This window comes from Stenotrophomonas sp. (genome assembly GCF_032061965.1).
In the GTDB taxonomy this organism is placed as follows: domain Bacteria; phylum Pseudomonadota; class Gammaproteobacteria; order Xanthomonadales; family Xanthomonadaceae; genus Stenotrophomonas.
Genome location: NZ_DAMBEF010000060.1, coordinates 1 through 17,357 on the forward strand (window position 1 = coordinate 1; position 17,357 = coordinate 17,357).

Sequence of the window (17,357 nt, forward strand, 5' to 3'; positions counted from 1 at the left end):
CAAGCTCACCGGCGGCAGCATCGGCTTCCAGGCCGGCGTGCAGTCCTCCGACGTGATCCTGGTGTTCCGCAACGACCGCAGCCTGGACAACATCGTCAACGGCAAGTTCACCCTGGGTGCGGACGCGGGCGTTGCCGCGGGTCCGGTCGGCCGCAGTGCCGCCGCCGCCACCGATGGCCAGCTGAAGGCGGAAATCTGGTCCTGGTCGCGCGCCCGCGGCCTGTTTGCCGGTGTTGCCCTGGATGGCGCGGTATTGCAGATCGACGATGAGGCGAACCTTGACGCCTATGGTGCCAACACCACCCCGCGCATGATTCTGGAAGGCCGCCTGAGCGCGCCGCCATCCAGCGACGTGGTCAGCTTCCGTGATCGCCTGGAGGAATCGACCTATGCGGCCCGCGAAAAGCGCGGTACCCAGGGGGCTGCGGCGCCGGTGGCTTCCAGCGCGCCACGCGCCGATGCGGTCAACGTGGCCGCGCCGACGGATACCGCCGTCGATACCGCCACCACCGCACCGATCTTGCCGGCACCCGCAGAAACCGCATCTCAGCAGGGTTTCCAGCCGGTTTCGGAAGGTGAAATCCGTACCGAGACATTGGACGGCGGCAACTGACCTTTGGCATAGCGAACCCTTCCTGCGGGTGCGCTATGCTCAACGACCCTCACACAGATAACGCGAGCAGATCATGGGCAGTTTCAGCATCTGGCACTGGTTGGTCGTGCTGGTCATCGTCCTGCTGGTGTTTGGCACCAAGCGCCTGACGAGCGGTGCCAAGGATCTGGGCAGTGCGGTCAAAGAGTTCAAGAAGGGCATGCGTGACGAGGACAAGCCGGCCGCACAGCTGGGCGATGACGCGCGCGCTGCCGACAAGACCCGCCAGGAGCAGGCCGAGCACGATCGCGATCCGCGTTGATCCGGGGTTGCGTGCGTGTTTGATATCGGCTTCAGCGAACTGCTGCTGATTGCAGTGGTCGCCCTGGTGGTTCTCGGCCCGGAGCGCCTGCCCAAGGCAGCGCGCTTTGCCGGGCTGTGGGTGCGCCGCGCGCGCAACCAATGGGATTCGGTGAAGCAGGAGCTCGAGCGTGAGCTGCATGCCGAGGAACTCAAGCGCAACCTGCAGGACGTGCGCCAGTCGATGCAGCAGGCCGAGGCCGGGCTGCGTGACCAGGCCCAGCACGTGCAAAGCGGTGCCGATGCGTTCAAGCGCGAGGTCGAGCAACCGGAAACCGCGCCCGAGCGGGTGATCGAGCCGCGCCCGATTGTTCCGGCAGCAACACCGGACAGTGCTGTCACCGCCAACGCCGACAGCCCGGCGGAAAACCGTGCCATCCCTTTCGACAGCCTGCAGGCGCCCGCTGATGCGCCCACCGCACCTGGACCGGAGCAGCGCTCGTGAGTGCTGATGCCTTCAACGAAAGCAGCCTGGTCGAACACCTGATCGAGCTGCGCGCTCGGCTGGTGCGCGGCCTGCTGGGGCTGGGCGTGGTGCTGCTGGCCTTGCTGCCGTTTTCGCGCACCCTGTACACGCATCTGGCCACGCCACTGATCTCGCAGCTGCCTGCCGGCCAGTCGATGATCGCCACCAATCCGGCCGGTGCTTTCTTCGCGCCGTTGAAGCTGACGTTCTTCGCCGCGGTGTTCGTGGCCGTGCCGTGGCTGCTCTATCAGGCTTGGGCATTTGTTGCTCCCGGCCTGTATGCACGCGAAAAGCGTCTGGCGGTTCCACTGCTCGGTTCGGCGGTGGCGCTGTTCTATATCGGCTGTGCGTTTGCTTATTTCCTGGTGCTGCCGGCGGTCTTCCACTTCCTGACAACCTTCCGTCCGGATGTGATCGCCATCACACCTGACGCGAATGCCTATCTGGATTTCGTGCTGGCCATCTTCTTTGCATTTGGCGCCAGCTTTGAACTGCCGGTGGCCATGGTGATCCTGGTCCTGTTGGGCTGGGTGAGCCCGCAGCAGCTGCGCGAAGGGCGGGGCTATGCGGTGGTTGGCATCTTCATCCTGGCCGCGGTATTGACCCCGCCGGACGTGGTTTCGCAGCTGATGCTGGCGATCCCGATGTGTTTTCTCTACGAGCTGGGCATCCACGCTTCGCGCTGGCTGCTGCCTCGCGACCGAGGTACAGCTGCCGCTCCCTGACCTGTCAGGCAGGCGAAAGCCAGCGATCTGCGCTATTTTCTCCGCATACAGGTCACTGGGGACGACTCCGGTGGGCCGCGTTGCATCCAGGGGAACCGCATGACGCAGCAAAAAGACAATTGGCTCAACAACGTGCCCCTGCTGGGCAAGATGCTGGTGGCATTTGCCCTGGTGTTCCTGTGCTTCCTGGCCACCAGCCTGATGAGCTACCGCACCTCTGGGCAGGACGACGATGCGCGCCGCCACGAAGGCGTGCAGATCGAAGTGATCCGCCAGGTCGAGGATGCGATCCAGGCGGTACGCCAGCAGCAGATCGCGATCCGCAATTACCTGTTGGGCGATGGCGAAGGTCATTTGCAGACACTGGCCAAGCAGAGTGAGCGGCGTGACGCCGCCCTGGCCGCGGCCCTGACCGCTGCCGGTACCGATGCAGTGGCCGAGCAGATCCGCCGCGTGCAGGTGCAGGCGCGCACCTGGGACAATGAAGTGACCAGCGTGCTGCGTCCGGGGCCCAACGCGGTGCCGCGCACGCAGGTGGAACAGCTGCATGCGCTGAGCAACGGCGGCCAGGGCAATGCACTGGCTGACTCCCTGGATGAAATCTACGAGGCCGAAGTCACCCAGTTGCTGGCCGATCGTGGGCGCATGAGTCAGTGGATCACCCGTGCGCACAATGTGTCCCTGGTGCTGCTGGTGGTGGGTTTCCTGATCATCATTGGCACCCTGTGGATGATCTCGCGCTTGGTGGTCAACCCGATCAACCGCTTGACCGACAAGATGACGCGCCTGTCCAACGATGACCTGGACGTGGAGATCAATGGCCTGGCCCGTGGCGATGAAATCGGCCAGATTGCACGCGCGCTGGAAGTATTCCGGCGCAACTCGCTGGCCTCGCGCGATGCCAACTGGGTCAAGCTCAGCGTCGGTGAAGTCGGTGCCGAGCTGCAGACCGCGCAGACCCCGGATGAGTACGCGCAGGCGCTGGTTTCGCAGATCGCCCCGCGTATCGAGGCGCCCATCGGCGTGTTCTTCGCCTGGGATGAAACCGAACAACAGCTGCGGCTGCAGGGCAGCTATGGATTCCAGCGGCGCAAGCACCTGGGCCTGCAGTACGCGTTGGGCGATGGCCTGATCGGCCAGGCCGCGCTGGAACGCAAGCGCATCAGCGTGCAGCAGGTGCCGGACGAATTCTTCGGCGTGCATTCGGCACTTGGCGAGGCGCAGCCGCGCAACCTGGTTGCAGTGCCGTTGCAGCTCAAGGGCAGGCTGCTGGGCGTGTTCGAATTCGGCACCTTTGGCCACTTCACCGCCACCCAGGAATCCTTCATCGACAGCGTGCTGCCGACGGTTGCGCTGGGCCTGGACAATATCCGCCGCGCCGATGAAACCCAGTTGCTGCTGGACCGCACCCGCGCCCAGGCCGAGGAGCTGCAGCGCTCGCAGGTAGCACTGCAGGCCCAGGAAGAAGAGCTGCGTGCCACCAACGAGGAACTGCAGGGCAAGACCGTTGAGCTGGAGGAACAGGCCCAGCGCCTGTCCGCGTCCGAGGAAGAGCTGCGCGTGCAGGCCGAGGAGCTGCAGGCGTCCAACGAAGAGTTGCGGCAGAAGACCGAAGTACTCAACGAGCAGAAGGAAGTGCTGCAGGTCCTGCAGCGCGAAACCGAGTTCAAGGCGCAGGAACTGGCGCGTGCCAGCCAGTACAAGACCGACTTCCTGGCCAACATGTCGCACGAGCTACGCACCCCGCTCAACAGCCTGCTGATCCTCTCCAAGGAACTGGCCGAGAACGAAAGCGGGCACCTGGACGTGGAGGAAGTGGAGGCCGCAGCGGTCATCCACGATTCCGGCTCCAACCTGTTGCGGCTGATCAACGACATCCTCGACCTGTCCAAGATCGAGGCTGGCAAGATGGACGTGCACCGCGAAGAAGTGCGCGTGGAGGCCATCACCCGCGAAGTGCTGCGCCACTTCCGGCACATGGCGGTGGAGAACCGCCTGGAGTTCGTGATCGATCTGGACGACAGCGTGCCGGACACCCTGGTCACCGACCGTTCCAAGCTCCAGCAGGTGCTCAACAACCTGCTGGGCAACGCTTTCAAGTTCACCCGCGAAGGCAAGGTGACGCTGCACCTGGCCATGGCCGACAACGCATTGCTGACCCGCATCGGCGCTGCGGCCGACGAACAGCACCTGGCCCTGGCGGTGCGCGACACCGGCATCGGTATACCCGATGAACGCCTGGACTCGATCTTCGAAGCCTTCGAGCAGGTGGATTCCAGCACCAGCCGCCACTACGGCGGCAGCGGCCTGGGCTTGGCCATCGCCCGCCGGCTGGCGCAGTTGCTGGGTGGTCAGTTGGTGGTGGACAGCGAGCAGGACAAGGGCAGTTGCTTCACCTTGGTGCTGCCGATGCTGTCGGCCGCCGCGCACGGCATCAAAGCCGAGGCAGCCCCGTCGCTGGAACCGCGCCCGGCACCGACCCCGGGGCCGGCCCGCGCGGCAACCGCACAGCTGATCGACTGGATCCCCGACGATCGCCATGCCGTGGCGGCAGGCGAGACGGTGATCCTCACCATCGAGGACGACCCGGCGTTTGCCCGCATCCTGGTCGATCTGATCCGCCGCAAGGGGCACCGCGCATTGGCCGCCGCCGATGGCGAGAGTGGCTTGGAGCTGGCGCGTCGCTTCCGCCCCACCGGCATCCTGCTGGATGTGATGCTGCCGGGCATGGATGGCTGGTCGGTGCTGCAGCACCTCAAGCACGATCCGGTCACCGCCGCGATCCCGGTGCACTTCATTTCCGCCGTGGACGAAGCTGCCAAGGGCGTGGCGCTGGGGGCAATTGGTTATCTGACCAAGCCAGTTGATCGCAAGGCGCTGATCGAAGCGTTCGACCATCTGCTGGATGTGGCCGGCAAGATCGTGCGCAAGCTGCTGCTGGTCGACGATGACCATGATTCGCGCCTGGCACTGACGCGCCTGCTGCAGGCCGACAACGTCGAGATCGACCAGGTCGCCTCCGGTGAAGAAGCGCTGGAGCGCATTGCCACCCACAGCTACGACTGCATCGTGCTGGACCTCAACCTGGGCGGCATTTCCGGCATCGAGTTCCTGGAGAAGGCCGCCACGCTGGTGGCGGTGCCGCCGGTGGTGATCTATTCCGGGCAGGACCTCAGTCGCGAGGAAAGCCTGAAGCTGCGCCAGTACACCGACAGCATCGTGATCAAGGGCCAGCGTTCACCCGAGCGCCTACTCGACGAGGTCAGCCTGTTCCTGCACAGCATCGGCTCGCGCGGTGCCAACGCCACGCCGTCGGACGACCAGAACCTGGCCGGGCGGCAGGTGCTGCTGGTCGATGACGACATGCGCAACCTGTTTGCCCTGTCCAAGTCGCTGCGCGCGCGCGGCGTCAACGTGATGATGGCGCAGGATGGCTACAAGGCGCTGCAGCAGCTGGAGGAAAACCCGGAAATCGAGCTGGTGCTGATGGACATCATGATGCCCGGCATGGACGGCTACGAAACCACCCGTGAGATCCGCAAGCGCGCCGAATGGGCCAACCTGCCGATCATCGCGGTGACCGCCAAGGCCATGCACGGCGACCGCGACAAGTGCCTGGATGCCGGTGCCAATGATTACCTCACCAAACCTGTGGATCTGGACAAGCTGTTGTCGATGATGCGTGTATGGCTGCAAAAGTAGGCCCGATCAATCCCCCGCCCAGCCGTGACGAGGTGGACGACATCGAGGTGGACGCCTTCGTCCATGCGATGTCGCGGCGCCATGGGTATGACTTCAGCGGCTATGCGCCGTCATCACTGAAGCGACGTGTCCTGCAGTTGGTGCAGTCGCTGGACGTGGCGCATGTCGGCGAGTTGACCGCGCGCGTGCTGCGCGATGACGAGATGGTGCCGCAGGTGATCGCGCGGCTGTCGGTGCCGGTGTCGGAAATGTTCCGCAACCCGGCCGTGTTCCGCAAGCTGCGTGACGAGGTGTTCCCGGTACTGGCGTCCTATCCGCAGATCAATATCTGGCAGGCCGGCTGCGCCCACGGGCAGGAGGTCTACTCGCTGGCGATCCTGCTCAAGGAAGCCGGCCTGTACGACCGCTGCCAGATCTTCGCCACCGACTTCAGCGACGAGGCCCTGGCCAAGGCGCAGGAAGGCATCTTCCCGATCCGTGATGCAAGGCTGTATTCGGAGAACTACCTGGCTGCCGGCGGTCGCCACACGCTCTCGGACTACTACCATGCCCGCTACGACTTCATGAAGTTGGACGCGCGCTTGCGGGACCGGGTCACCTTTGCCAACCACAACCTGGTCTGCGACGGGGTCTTCTGCGAGGCGCAGCTGATCCTGTGCCGCAACGTGCTGATCTATTTCTCCGACGCGCTGCAGGACCGGGTGCTGGGCTTGTTCCGCAGCAGCCTCAGTCGCGGCGGTTTCCTGTGCCTGGGCAACCGCGAGTCGATCCGCTTTGCCCCCAGTGCGCGTGATTTCGCCCCCCTGGATGCCGAGCTGCGGCTTTATCGCAATGCCGGTGGGCTGCTATGAAAACCGCCTCCGGGTTGCCACCACACGCCATCGTGGTTGGCTGCTCGGCAGGGGGGTTGGCGGCCCTGCACCAGTTGTTGGGGGCCTTGTCCGGCCCCTTGCCGGTGCCGATGGTGGTGGTCTGCCATAGCGGTTCGGAAGATATGCGGATGTTCTGCGAACTGTTGGAAAGTCGCAGCGGTTTGCCGGTAAGTGAGGCCGAAGAACGTCAACAACCTGAACCCCGTCACATTTATGTGGCGCCCTCGGGCTATCATTTACTTATTGAGCGTAACGGCCGCTTTGCCCTGAGCGTCGATCCACGGGTGGCATTTTCCCGACCCTCGATCGATGTTCTGTTCGAATCCGCGGCCGAAGTATGGGGGGAACACCTCATTGCCGTATTGCTGACCGGCGCCAACTCCGATGGCGCTGAAGGCAGTGCGCGCGTGCGGCGTTGTGGTGGCACACTGATTGTGCAGGACCCGGAAACAGCGCAGGTGCCGGTGATGCCGAGCGCTGCCCTGGAACTGGCCGGTGCCGATCATTGTCTTCCCTTGCCCGAAATTTCCTTTTTGCTGGAAGCCTTATGTTCGTAGCCAAGCCACCCGCTATACAGCGCCCGAAGATACTGGCGGTGGATGACAATCCCGCCAATCTGCTGGTGATCCGTCGGGTGCTGGCCAAGCTGGACGTGGATGTGGTCGAGGCCGCATCGGGCAACGACGCGCTGAAGGCAACGCTGGACGACGAGTTCGCGCTGGTGTTGCTGGACGTCTACATGCCGGACATCAACGGTTTTGAAGTGGCCGAGATCCTGTCGCAGGAAGAAACCACCCGGCAGACCCCGATCATCTTCGTCACCGCCACCTATGCCGACGATGTGCATCGGCTCAAGGGCTATGGCTTCGGTGCCGTCGATTACATGGCCAAGCCGCTGGAAGCGACCATCCTGCTGTCCAAGGTGCAGGTGTTCCTGGAGCTGTATCGGCACCGGGTGGCCTTGCGTGATGCGCTGAGCGAATTGTCCGAGCGCAACCGCCAGTTGGAGATCGAGGTTGAGCAACGCAAGCAGATGGAGCAGGAAATGCGCCATCTGGCCATGCACGACATGCTCACCGGCCTGCCCAACCGCGCATTGTTCATGGACCGCCTGGAAAGCGCCCACCATCGCGCGCAGCGCCATGGCGGCATCTTCGCCTTGGTCTACGTGGACGTGGACCGCTTCAAGGACGTCAATGACACCTGGGGCCATGGTGCCGGCGATGCCCTGCTGGTGGAGTTGGCCGCACGCCTGCGCGGCACGTTGCGCGAGAACGACACGGTCGCCCGCCTGGGCGGTGACGAGTTCGCCCTGGTGCTGGAGGAGCTGGACAACATCGCCGATGCGCACCGCCTGCTGGAGCGGGTGGCACGTGCACTGCAGGCACCCATGCGCTACCAGCGCGAGGGCGACGACGTGACCCTGGAAATCAGTGCCAGCGTGGGCATTGCGGCCTATCCGGTCGATGGTTCCGAGGTCGATGCGCTGCTGCACGCCGCCGACCAGGCCATGTACCTGACCAAGCGCAGCCGCGACGCGGCTTGAGCAGCCAGCAAGCAGACGACCGGAACGGGCAACCCGTGGATGGGCAACTGCCGGGCGGCAGTTGCCTGGCTTTCACGGGCTCCTGATTCGATCAGGCTTCGAACACGTGGCCCGGTTCCTGCCGGGGCGCCGCGTCGGCATTGCCATCGGCCGGTGCCAGGATCTGCTTCCAGCCCAGGTACACGGCGCCGGAAATCACCGGCAACGCGGTGGCCATCATGAACACCATGCTCAGCAACAGGGCGATCTGCGGGCCCAGCAGCAGCCCGCAGATGACCATCAGGATCGCGCTGGCTACCGACAGCAGGAACATGCCGATCAGCACGCTCACGTAGAAGACCGACATCGCCGCAAAATTGACCAGACTGGCGCGCAGGCTGTTGATCATTGCCTGCCAGCCGTGCACGCCGGAGAACATCACCTGCGGCAGCATGAAGGCGAGCATCAGGCCGATGGCGATATTGCTCAGGGTCGTGATCAGCACCCACAACAGGAAACGGAACACCGGCAGGCTGGCAGCCAGTTGTTCGGCCTGGGCCGGCTCCAGGGTGCCGCCGCTCTGCGAGATGGCGTTGACCTGGGTCTGCACTTCCTGCCAACGCTGCAGGCCATCGCTGCCCATCAGTACGTAGAACAGCGCACCCAGCAGCAGGCTGGCGAGGAAGTACGGCAGCACCGCAACCAGCAGGTGCGGCAGCCGGCCGCGCTGGAAGCCCTCGAACAAGGCGCCGGTGGTGGCAGGGCGGCCCTGCGACACTTCGCGCACGGCAAAGATCAGCCCACCCATCAGCACCGGCGTGGCCAGCATGGCCACCAGCTGCACCAGCGAACCCACCATCGGGCTCAGCAGGGCGATGAAGGTAGCCGAGGTGATAAGCAGGCCGAAGGTTACCGCCAGCATGGCCAGTTGCAGCGGTGCCTTGCCGAACAGCCCGATGCTGCCCAACAACCATTGCACCCCGGCAGAGGCCGGTACTTTGCGAATCTCGCTCATTGCAGTTCCGAAACAGGGGGAGCGTCAGCAGGCGTGACGTAGGCGGATTATCGCCTGAAACCCGTTGGCGGGTTATGAGTGACAAGTAACGGAAGGAAAAGGGGCGCCGCTGCTCGCGACCACGCCGTCCCTGCAGCTAAATGGCCCGGCCATCCCTCACCCTGGAGCGCCACAACAGCTGTGGCTGGTCGCCGGCCACCGCGTATGCGGCCAGCCGGGTCAGCTTGAAATCACCAGCGGGGACGGGGTCGGCCAGAAGTTGCGCCTGCCGTGCTGCGGGCAGTTCCAATGTGCAGGCGCTGCAATGGGGGGTGAACTCGAACCGATGCGGCGCAAACCCGATGCCGCTGTCGGCCACGGCCTGGTGCAGGGCCCGCAGGGGCGCCGGCTGTGCCAGCGCCAACCAGGTCACCGGACCACTGGCAAAACGACGCCATTGCGCAAAGCGGGCGGTGATCGGCAGGTGGCGGTCGGCGATGGCCTGCAAGCGGGCAAAGACCGCCTCCGGCGACTGCCCGGCAAGCACGGGGCCGATCCCGGAGGAGCCTGCCACGGTGATTTCCGCCGGGTAGCCGGCCAGCCGGGGGTCATAACGTTCGCGCAAGGCCTGCACCGCATCGGCAATGGGGCCGGGCAGTTCGAGCACCACGTAGGTTGGATGCTCGAACACGATGCTCAGTGTGGTTCGCGACGCACGTGCCGCACGAAGCGGCGCAGCAGCTGGCGGGCCAGCGGTGCGGCGGTGACGTCGCGGGCGACGCTGCGGGCGCAGCCGCCATGGCGGGCGATGCAGTCGGCGCGGGCGCGCACGTAGCCACGCATGTGGTGGGTGGCGAACTCGGGGTGGAACTGCAGGCCCCAGGCCTGCTCGCCCCAGCGGAAGGCGTGGCAGTTGTCCTGCACCGAGCGGGCCAGCACGGTGGCGCCTTCGGGCGCGCGCAGCACGGTCTGCAGGTGGGTGGCGTGGGCCGGGAAGCTGGCTGGGAGGCCGGCGAACAGCGGATCCGCCGCCGCCGGGGCTTCCAGCTCCAGGCGGATGGTGCCGGACTCGCGCCCGGCCGGGTTGTAGTCGACCTGGCCGCCCAGGGCGTGTGCCAGTAGCTGGTGGCCGTAGCAGATGCCCAGCAGCGGCATGCCGGCATGGGCGGCATCGCGCAGCCAATCGGCGCTGCGTTCGCTCCAGTCGGCGCGGTCGGTCACGAAGGCCGCCGAACCGGTGACGATGGTGGCGGCAAATTCATCACGCGAGGGAAGCGACTGACCATGCTCGACGTTGACCACCACGGTATCGGCCTCCTCCAACCCGGCAGCGACGCGGATCCAGTGCGGAAAACGGCCGTAACGGCGCAGGGTCGGGAAGGGTTGCCCGGTTTCAACGATCAGGAACGGCTGGGACTTCATTATTCCGAGGGCGGCAGGACGGACAGGACTTCCTCGATTGTAGTCAGCCCTGCGGCCACCTTTTCAAGGCCCGTGCGGCGCAGGGTGCGCAGCCCTTCCGCAGCGGCGGCTTTGCTGAATCCGGCCAGATCCATGTCGCGGGTGATGTGGGCGCGCAGCCGCGAACCCAGTGGCAGCAACTCATACAGGCCGATCCGGCCCATGTAGCCGGTGCGCCGGCACTCCAGGCAACCGACCGGTGCATATGGCGTCAGCACATCTGGTAATGCCTCATGGGCATGACGCAGCGGTGCCCAATCGGCGTCTGTCAGCGTATCTGGCGCCTTGCAGTGCGGGCACAGGGTGCGAACCAGCCGCTGCGCCAGCACACCGTTGACGGTGGAGGCGATGAGGTAATGCGGCACGCCCAGGTCGAGCAGGCGGGTGATCGCCGAGGGGGCGTCGTTGGTATGCAGGGTGGACAGCACCAGGTGGCCGGTCAGCGAGGCCTGTACCGCCATCTGCGCGGTTTCCAGGTCGCGGATTTCGCCGATCATGATGATGTCCGGGTCCTGTCGCAGCAGGGTGCGCACGCCAGCGGCGAAGTCCAGGTCGATGTTGGCCTGCACCTGCATCTGGTTGAATTCCGGGGAGATCATTTCGATCGGGTCTTCCACCGTGCACACGTTCACATCCGGCGTGGCCAGGCGCTTGAGCGTGGAGTACAGGGTGGTGGTCTTGCCCGAACCGGTGGGGCCGGTGACCAGCACGATGCCGTGCGGGCGGGCAACCAGCTCGTTCCAGCCAGCGGCTTCTTCCGGGCTGAAACCCAACTGCTCGATGCTCTTGAAGGCCGAATCCGGGTCGAAAATGCGCATCACGCACTTCTCGCCGAACGCAGTGGGCATGGTCGACAGGCGCATTTCTACCTCGCGCCCACCCGGCGAGCGGGTCTTGATGCGGCCGTCCTGCGGGCGCCGGCGCTCGGCCAGGTCCATGCGGCCCAGCACCTTGACGCGGCTGATCACCGCGGTCATCACAGACGGCGGCAGCTCGAAAACCTTGTGCAGCACGCCGTCGATGCGGAAGCGCACCCGGCCCTTGTCGCGGCGCGGCTCCATATGGATGTCGCTGGCGCGCTGCTCATAGGCGTACTGCAGCAGCCAGTCGACGATGCTGACCACATGGTGGTCGTCGGCATTGACGTCGCCGGCGCTGCCCAGTTCCACCAGCTGCTCGAAACTGGGCGGGCTGATCCCGTTGCTGTTGTCGCGGGCATCGCTGCGGGCGCCGCGCACCGAACGGGTAACCCCGAAAAATTCCATCGAAAAGCGGTGCAGGTCCAACGGGTTGACCAGGACCACGTCGATCCGGCGGCGGGTCAAGTGCTGCAGATCGGGCACCCAGTCGCGCGCCATTGGCTCGCTGGTGGCCACCAGCACGCGTTCGCTGTCCACGCCGATGGGCAGGATGCGGTGGCGGCGCGCATAGGCGTGGGAGACCACGGCGGTGGCCCCGGCCACGTCAACCCGGGTGGGATCGATGCGCAGATAACGGGTCTGGGTACGCGCGGCCAGCCATTCGGTCAGGCGCTCCAGGCCCAGTTCGCCGGTGGCCGGTGGTGCCGCCGCCAGCTTCAGGTTGGCCAGCAGCACCAGCGGGTGTACTTCGCTGGCGTTGCGCGCGCCCTGGGCCGAAAAGCGGATGCGTTCCTGGTCCTGCACGGCGACTAGGCCATCGCCCAGCAGGGCCGCCACCACATTGGCGAACTGCAGCCGGCCAGCGGCGATAGGCACCACTGCCGATGGGTTGTGAGCGCTGTGCGCGACCGGTTGTTCCACCCCAAACCCCTAGCTGGCGCGGCCATCGCGCGGTCGGTCGCTATACTAACGCACCCCTTACGTACGGCTCAGGCAGCATGTCCGCGACTCCCCCCGTTTCGATTACCTTCCAGGGACTGATCCAGACCCTTAACGATTTCTGGGCGAAACAGGGCTGTGTCTTGATCCAGCCGCTGGACCTGGAAGTGGGTGCCGGCACCTTCCATCCGGCCACGTTCCTGCGCTCGATCGGCCCGGAAAGCTGGAATGCCGCCTACGTGCAGCCCTCGCGCCGTCCCACTGATGGCCGCTACGGCGAAAACCCCAACCGCCTGCAGCGCTATTACCAGTACCAGGTGGCGATGAAGCCGAGCCCGGACAACATCCAGCAGCTCTACCTGGATTCGCTCAAGGCGCTGGGCATCGACCCGCTGGTGCATGACCTGCGCTTCGTCGAGGACAACTGGGAATCGCCGACCCTGGGCGCCTGGGGCCTGGGCTGGGAAATCTGGCTCAATGGCATGGAAGTCACCCAGTTCACCTACTTCCAGCAGGCCGGCGGCCTGGAGTGCAAACCGGTGCTGGGCGAAATCACCTACGGCCTGGAGCGGCTCTGCATGTACCTGCAGAACTGCGACAACGTCTACGACCTGATCTGGACCTACGGTCCGGACGGCACCCCGGTCACCTACGGCGATGTTTACCACCAGAACGAGGTGGAGCAGAGCACCTACAACTTCGAGTACGCCGACGTGGAAGAAATGTTCCATCGCTTCGACGCCTGCGAGAAGGAAGCGCAGAAGCTGGTGGAAGCCGGCCTGCCGCTCCCGGCCTATGAACAGGTCTGCAAGGCGTCGCATTCGTTCAACCTGCTCGATGCGCGCCGCGCCATCTCGGTGACCGAGCGCCAGCGCTACATCCTGCGCGTGCGCGCGCTGGCCCAGGCGGTGGCCAAGCTGTACGAGGCCAAGCGCATCGAAGCGGTCGCAGCCAAGGAGGTGCAGGCATGAGCATGCAGCCGCTGCTGATCGAACTGGGCGTGGAAGAGCTGCCGGTCAAGGCGCTGCCGGGCCTGGCGCAAGCCTTCTTTGATGGCGTGATCGATGGCCTTGCCAAGCGTGGCGTGGCCTTCGAGCGCGGCGATGCCAAGCCGCTGTCGACCCCGCGTCGCCTGGCCGTGCTGTTGCCGGGCGTGGAAACCGAACAGCCCGAACAGCACTCCGAGGTGTTCGGTCCGTACCTGAACATCGCGCTGGACGCCAATGGCGCGCCGACCAAGGCGCTGCAGGGCTTTGCCGCCAAGGCCGGTATCGACTGGACTGCGCTGGAGCGCACCACCGACGCCAAGGGCGAGCGCTTCGTGCTGCGCTCGGTCACCCCGGGCGCGCAGACCGCCAGCCTGCTGCCGGAGATCCTGCGCGAGGCCATCGCCGCCATGCCCATCCCCAAGCCGATGCGCTGGGGCAACCACGACTACGCCTTCGCCCGCCCGGTGCATTGGCTGGTGCTGCTGCACGGCACCGACATCGTGCCGGCCGAGCTGCTGGGCCTCACCTCCGACCGCTTCAGCCGTGGCCACCGCTTCATGGCCGACAAGCAGGTGTGGCTGAGCACGCCGAACGACTACGTTGAATCGCTGAAGGCAGCCAACGTGCTGGTCGATGCCGACGCACGCCGCGAACGCATCGTTGCCGAGGTCAATGCCGCAGCCGCCCAGGCTGGCGGCGTGGCCCGCATCACCGACGACAACCTGGAGCAGGTGGTCAACCTGGTCGAATGGCCGGCGGCGGTGCTGTGCAGTTTCGAACGCGAATTCCTGGCCGTGCCGCAGGAAGCGCTGATCGAGACGATGGAGATCAACCAGAAGTTCTTCCCGGTGCTCGATGCCGGCGGCAAGCTGACCGAGAAGTTCATCGGCATCGCCAACATCGAATCCAAGGACGTGGCCGAAGTTTCCAAGGGCTACGAGCGGGTGATCCGCCCGCGCTTCTCCGATGCCAAGTTCTTCTTCGACGAAGACCTCAAGCAGGGTCTGGTGGCGATGGGCGAGGGCCTGAAGACCGTCACCTACCAGGCCAAGCTGGGCAGCGTCGCCGACAAGGTGCAGCGCGTCAGCGCACTGGCGCAGATCATCGCGCCGCAGGTGGGCGCCGATCCGGTGCAGGCCAAGCGTGCCGCCGAGCTGGCCAAGAACGACCTGCAGTCGCGCATGGTCAACGAGTTCCCGGAACTGCAGGGCATCGCCGGTCGCCACTACGCCGTTGCCGGTGGCGAATCGCCGTCGGTGGCGCTGGCCATCGACGAGAGCTACCAGCCGCGCTTTGCCGCCGATGACATCGCCCTGTCGCCGCTGGGCAAGGTGCTGGCCATCGCCGAGCGCCTGGACACGCTCGCCGGCGGCTTTGCCGCAGGCCTGAAGCCAACCGGCAACAAGGATCCGTTCGCCCTGCGCCGCAATGCGCTGGGTCTGGCTCGCAGCATCATCGAGTCGGGTTTTGATCTGGATCTGCCGGCGCTGCTGGCCACCGCCAATGCCGGCCTGGCCGAGCGCAAGGTGCAGGCCGATACCGGTGAATTGCATGATTTCATCGTCGACCGCCTGAAGGGCTACTACGCCGACAAGGGCGTGCCGGCTACCCACTTCAACGCCGTCGCCGAACTGAAGCCGGCCTCGCTGTACGACTTCGATCGCCGCATCGATGCCATCGGCACCTTTGCCCAGCTGCCGGAAGCCGAGGCACTGGCTGCAGCCAATAAGCGCATCCGTAACATCCTGCGCAAGGCTGACGGCGAGATCCCGGCCAGCATCGATCCGTCGCTGCTGCGTGAGCCGGCCGAGAGCGAACTGGCCGAAGCGGTGACCGCCGCCATCGATGACACCGGCGCTGCATTGGCACAGAAGGACTATGTGGCCGTGCTCGGCCGCCTGGCCCGCCTGCGCCCGCAGGTGGATGCGTTCTTCGACGCGGTGATGGTCAATGCCGAGGATCCGGCGCTGCGCGGCAACCGTCTGGCGCTGCTGCGTATCCTGGGTGATCGCCTTGGCAGTGTGGCCGCGATCGAGCATCTGTCCAGCTGATCGGTGTTGCACATCTGCACAAAAGCAAAGGCCCGCTGATGCGGGCCTTTGCTTTAACGCGATGACGACAAACCGAACCCGGTGTGATTTTGCCGCTCATCTTCAGACCGGTATGCTGATGTACATGCAGCTCTCCCGAATCGCCCCGGTCCTTTTGTCCCTGGCCATGCTGGCCATCGCGCCGCTGGCGCATGCGCGCGGCACCATCGAAAAGGTCCAGATCAAAGGTCTGGACAAAGGTGACGACGCCGAGATCATCGAGAACATCGAGGTGTCGCTGTCGGTGTATGACGCCATCGGCAAGGTGCAGGGCGAGTCCCGCCTGGAGTACCTGTTGTCGCAGGCCGAGCGGCAGACCCGGGAGGCATTGGAGCCCTTTGGTTTCTACAACCCCACCATCAAGGTGGAGGCCCCGCGCACCGGCGACACCCTGCAGGTGGTGATCGAGGTCGACAAGGGCGCGCAGGTCAAGGTGCGGCATGAAGAAGTAGGCATCACCGGCCCGGCCTCGCGCGACCGCTACCTGCGTGAAGACCTGGCGGCCTTCAACCCGCAGTCCGGTGAAGTGTTCGATTCGGTCAACTACGAAGCCAGCAAGATCACCATCAGCCGGCGCCTGTCCGAGCGCGGTTATTTCGATGCGGATTTCACCCAGCGCAAGGTGGAGATCACCCGCGCGGAGAACGCGGCCGACATCTTCCTCACCTGGGACAGTGGCCGCCGCTACAACATGGGGCCGATCACCTTCGAGCAGGACTACTTCCGCGAAGGCCTGTTCGAACCGTTGGTGTATTGGGAGCAGGGCAGTTATTGGCATGACGGCAAGCTCGACCGCCTGCGCGAATCGCTGACCAAGCTGGACTACTTCAGCGTCATCGACATCCAGCCACATCCCGAGCAGGCCGATGACAATGGCGAGGTGCCGGTCAACGTCAAGCTGACCCGCGCCAAGCGCACCATCTACACCGCCGGCCTGAGCTACGGCAGCGAGAGCGGCGCCGGTGTGCGTGGTGGCGTCGAGCGACGTTACGTCAACCGTCGTGGCCACAAGCTCAATACCCAGATCGACTATGCACAGAAGCGCAAAAGCCTGATCACCAGCTACCGGGTGCCGGGTTTCCGCTGGTTGGACGGTTGGTACACCTATGCGGTCAGCGCCTATGACGAGCAGACCGACTACATCGATCTGCGCAACATCAAGTTGATCGCCAGCCGCAGTGGCGAGATCAATGAGAACCTCACCGCCATCGTCTCGATGAACGCCTTGCGCGAACGTTGGCGCTACAGCTCCGGCGACCAGTTCAACGATGCGGTGTACCAGTACTCCACCCTGGTCTATCCGCAGCTCACCGCCGATTACGTCAACGTCGATGACAAGAGCTTCCCGCGACGCGGTATCAGCGGCAACGCCACCCTGCGCGGCGGTATCGAAGGCGCAGGCTCGGATACCAGTTTCATCCAGGCCGACGCCACCGTGCGCTGGTATCTGCCGCTGGGTGAAACGGACCGCCTGATCCTGCGCGGCCAGGCCGGCACCACCTGGACCAGTGACCTGGTGGCGATGCCGCCGAGCCTGCGCTATTTCGCCGGTGGCGACCGTTCCATCCGCGGCTATGCCTTCCGCGAGGTTGGCCCGCGTACCCCGGCACCGGACAAATATGCGCTGGGCGCAAAGAACCTGGTGGTGGGCTCGGCCGAGTATGAACATTACTTCGGCGGTGGCCCCTGGGGCGGCGCAGTGTTCGTGGACACCGGCAGCGCCTTCGACAACACCATCGACCTGCACACCGGCGTTGGCTTTGGCGTGCGCTGGAAATCGCC

15 protein-coding genes are annotated in these 17,357 nt (G+C 65.1%); 11 read left to right on the forward strand and 4 right to left on the reverse strand.

Annotated features, from left to right (window positions below; genetic code table 11):
• The 8 genes from RT460_RS18195 to RT460_RS18230 all read left to right on the forward strand — a co-directional run.
• Positions 1-613 (forward strand): YSC84-related protein (locus RT460_RS18195; protein WP_313321038.1); only part of this gene is annotated, 613 nt, incomplete at its 5' end.
• A gap of 73 nt (positions 614-686) precedes the next feature.
• Complete coding sequence (gene tatA / locus RT460_RS18200; RefSeq protein ID WP_313321040.1) at positions 687-914, forward strand: Sec-independent protein translocase subunit TatA; 228 nt, start codon at positions 687-689, stop codon at positions 912-914.
• A gap of 15 nt (positions 915-929) precedes the next feature.
• On the forward strand, positions 930-1,397 hold the full coding sequence (gene tatB, locus RT460_RS18205; RefSeq protein WP_313321042.1) for a Sec-independent protein translocase protein TatB: 468 nt from the start codon (positions 930-932) through the stop codon (positions 1,395-1,397).
• Positions 1,394-2,143 carry a twin-arginine translocase subunit TatC gene (gene tatC, locus RT460_RS18210; protein ID WP_313321044.1) on the forward strand — a complete coding sequence of 250 codons (750 nt, stop codon included), beginning with the start codon at positions 1,394-1,396 and terminating at the stop codon, positions 2,141-2,143. The genes tatB and tatC overlap by 4 nt, the downstream gene beginning before the upstream one ends.
• A 99-nt stretch (positions 2,144-2,242) precedes the next feature.
• Entirely contained in the window at positions 2,243-5,845 is a 3,603-nt protein-coding gene (locus RT460_RS18215; RefSeq protein WP_313321046.1) for a response regulator, read from the forward strand.
• Entirely contained in the window at positions 5,830-6,696 is an 867-nt protein-coding gene (locus RT460_RS18220; RefSeq protein ID WP_313321048.1) for a CheR family methyltransferase, read from the forward strand. Before RT460_RS18215 ends, RT460_RS18220 begins: the two co-directional genes overlap by 16 nt.
• A complete protein-coding gene (locus RT460_RS18225) occupies positions 6,693-7,274 on the forward strand; it encodes a chemotaxis protein CheB (RefSeq protein WP_313321050.1) in 582 nt (193 codons plus the stop codon). Before RT460_RS18220 ends, RT460_RS18225 begins: the two co-directional genes overlap by 4 nt.
• Positions 7,265-8,263, forward strand: a complete 999-nt coding sequence (locus RT460_RS18230; protein ID WP_313321052.1) for a diguanylate cyclase — start codon at positions 7,265-7,267, stop codon at positions 8,261-8,263. The genes RT460_RS18225 and RT460_RS18230 overlap by 10 nt, the downstream gene beginning before the upstream one ends.
• A gap of 91 nt (positions 8,264-8,354) precedes the next feature.
• Here the strand turns inward: RT460_RS18230 and RT460_RS18235 are convergent, their stop codons facing one another.
• From RT460_RS18235 to RT460_RS18250, 4 genes are all read right to left on the reverse strand, one after another.
• Positions 8,355-9,257, reverse strand: coding sequence for a BPSS1780 family membrane protein (locus RT460_RS18235; RefSeq protein WP_313321054.1), 903 nt, complete (start codon positions 9,255-9,257; stop codon positions 8,355-8,357).
• 136 nt (positions 9,258-9,393) lie between these two features.
• Positions 9,394-9,927: a 2'-5' RNA ligase family protein gene (locus RT460_RS18240; RefSeq protein WP_313321056.1), complete on the reverse strand. Its 534-nt coding sequence runs from the start codon at positions 9,925-9,927 to the stop codon at positions 9,394-9,396.
• Positions 9,928-9,932: 5 nt separating this feature from the next.
• Positions 9,933-10,658: a glutamine amidotransferase gene (locus RT460_RS18245; protein WP_313321058.1), complete on the reverse strand. Its 726-nt coding sequence runs from the start codon at positions 10,656-10,658 to the stop codon at positions 9,933-9,935.
• On the reverse strand, positions 10,658-12,436 hold the full coding sequence (locus tag RT460_RS18250) for a GspE/PulE family protein (RefSeq protein WP_313321064.1): 1,779 nt from the start codon (positions 12,434-12,436) through the stop codon (positions 10,658-10,660). Before RT460_RS18250 ends, RT460_RS18245 begins: the two co-directional genes overlap by 1 nt.
• A gap of 119 nt (positions 12,437-12,555) precedes the next feature.
• Between RT460_RS18250 and glyQ the strand changes: the two genes are divergently transcribed.
• The 3 genes from glyQ to RT460_RS18265 all read left to right on the forward strand — a co-directional run.
• Complete coding sequence (glyQ, locus tag RT460_RS18255; protein WP_303748220.1) at positions 12,556-13,467, forward strand: glycine--tRNA ligase subunit alpha; 912 nt, start codon at positions 12,556-12,558, stop codon at positions 13,465-13,467.
• Positions 13,464-15,536 (forward strand): glycine--tRNA ligase subunit beta, encoded by a 2,073-nt coding sequence (gene glyS / locus RT460_RS18260; RefSeq protein ID WP_313321060.1) that lies wholly within the window; start codon positions 13,464-13,466, stop codon positions 15,534-15,536. Before glyQ ends, glyS begins: the two co-directional genes overlap by 4 nt.
• 112 nt (positions 15,537-15,648) lie before the next feature.
• On the forward strand, positions 15,649-17,357 hold a 1,709-nt coding region (locus tag RT460_RS18265; RefSeq protein ID WP_313321062.1), incomplete at its 3' end, for an autotransporter assembly complex family protein.

Coding starts and splice junctions, on each gene's coding strand:
- tatA (WP_313321040.1), top strand. CDS start 687: ATGGGCAGTTTCAGCATCTGGCACTGGTTGGTCGTGCTGGTCATCGTC.
- RT460_RS18215 (WP_313321046.1), top strand. CDS start 2,243: ATGACGCAGCAAAAAGACAATTGGCTCAACAACGTGCCCCTGCTGGGC.
- RT460_RS18220 (WP_313321048.1), top strand. CDS start 5,830: ATGGCTGCAAAAGTAGGCCCGATCAATCCCCCGCCCAGCCGTGACGAG.
- RT460_RS18225 (WP_313321050.1), top strand. CDS start 6,693: ATGAAAACCGCCTCCGGGTTGCCACCACACGCCATCGTGGTTGGCTGC.
- RT460_RS18230 (WP_313321052.1), top strand. CDS start 7,265: ATGTTCGTAGCCAAGCCACCCGCTATACAGCGCCCGAAGATACTGGCG.
- RT460_RS18235 (WP_313321054.1), bottom strand. CDS start 9,257: ATGAGCGAGATTCGCAAAGTACCGGCCTCTGCCGGGGTGCAATGGTTG.
- RT460_RS18245 (WP_313321058.1), bottom strand. CDS start 10,658: ATGAAGTCCCAGCCGTTCCTGATCGTTGAAACCGGGCAACCCTTCCCG.
- glyQ (WP_303748220.1), top strand. CDS start 12,556: ATGTCCGCGACTCCCCCCGTTTCGATTACCTTCCAGGGACTGATCCAG.
- glyS (WP_313321060.1), top strand. CDS start 13,464: ATGAGCATGCAGCCGCTGCTGATCGAACTGGGCGTGGAAGAGCTGCCG.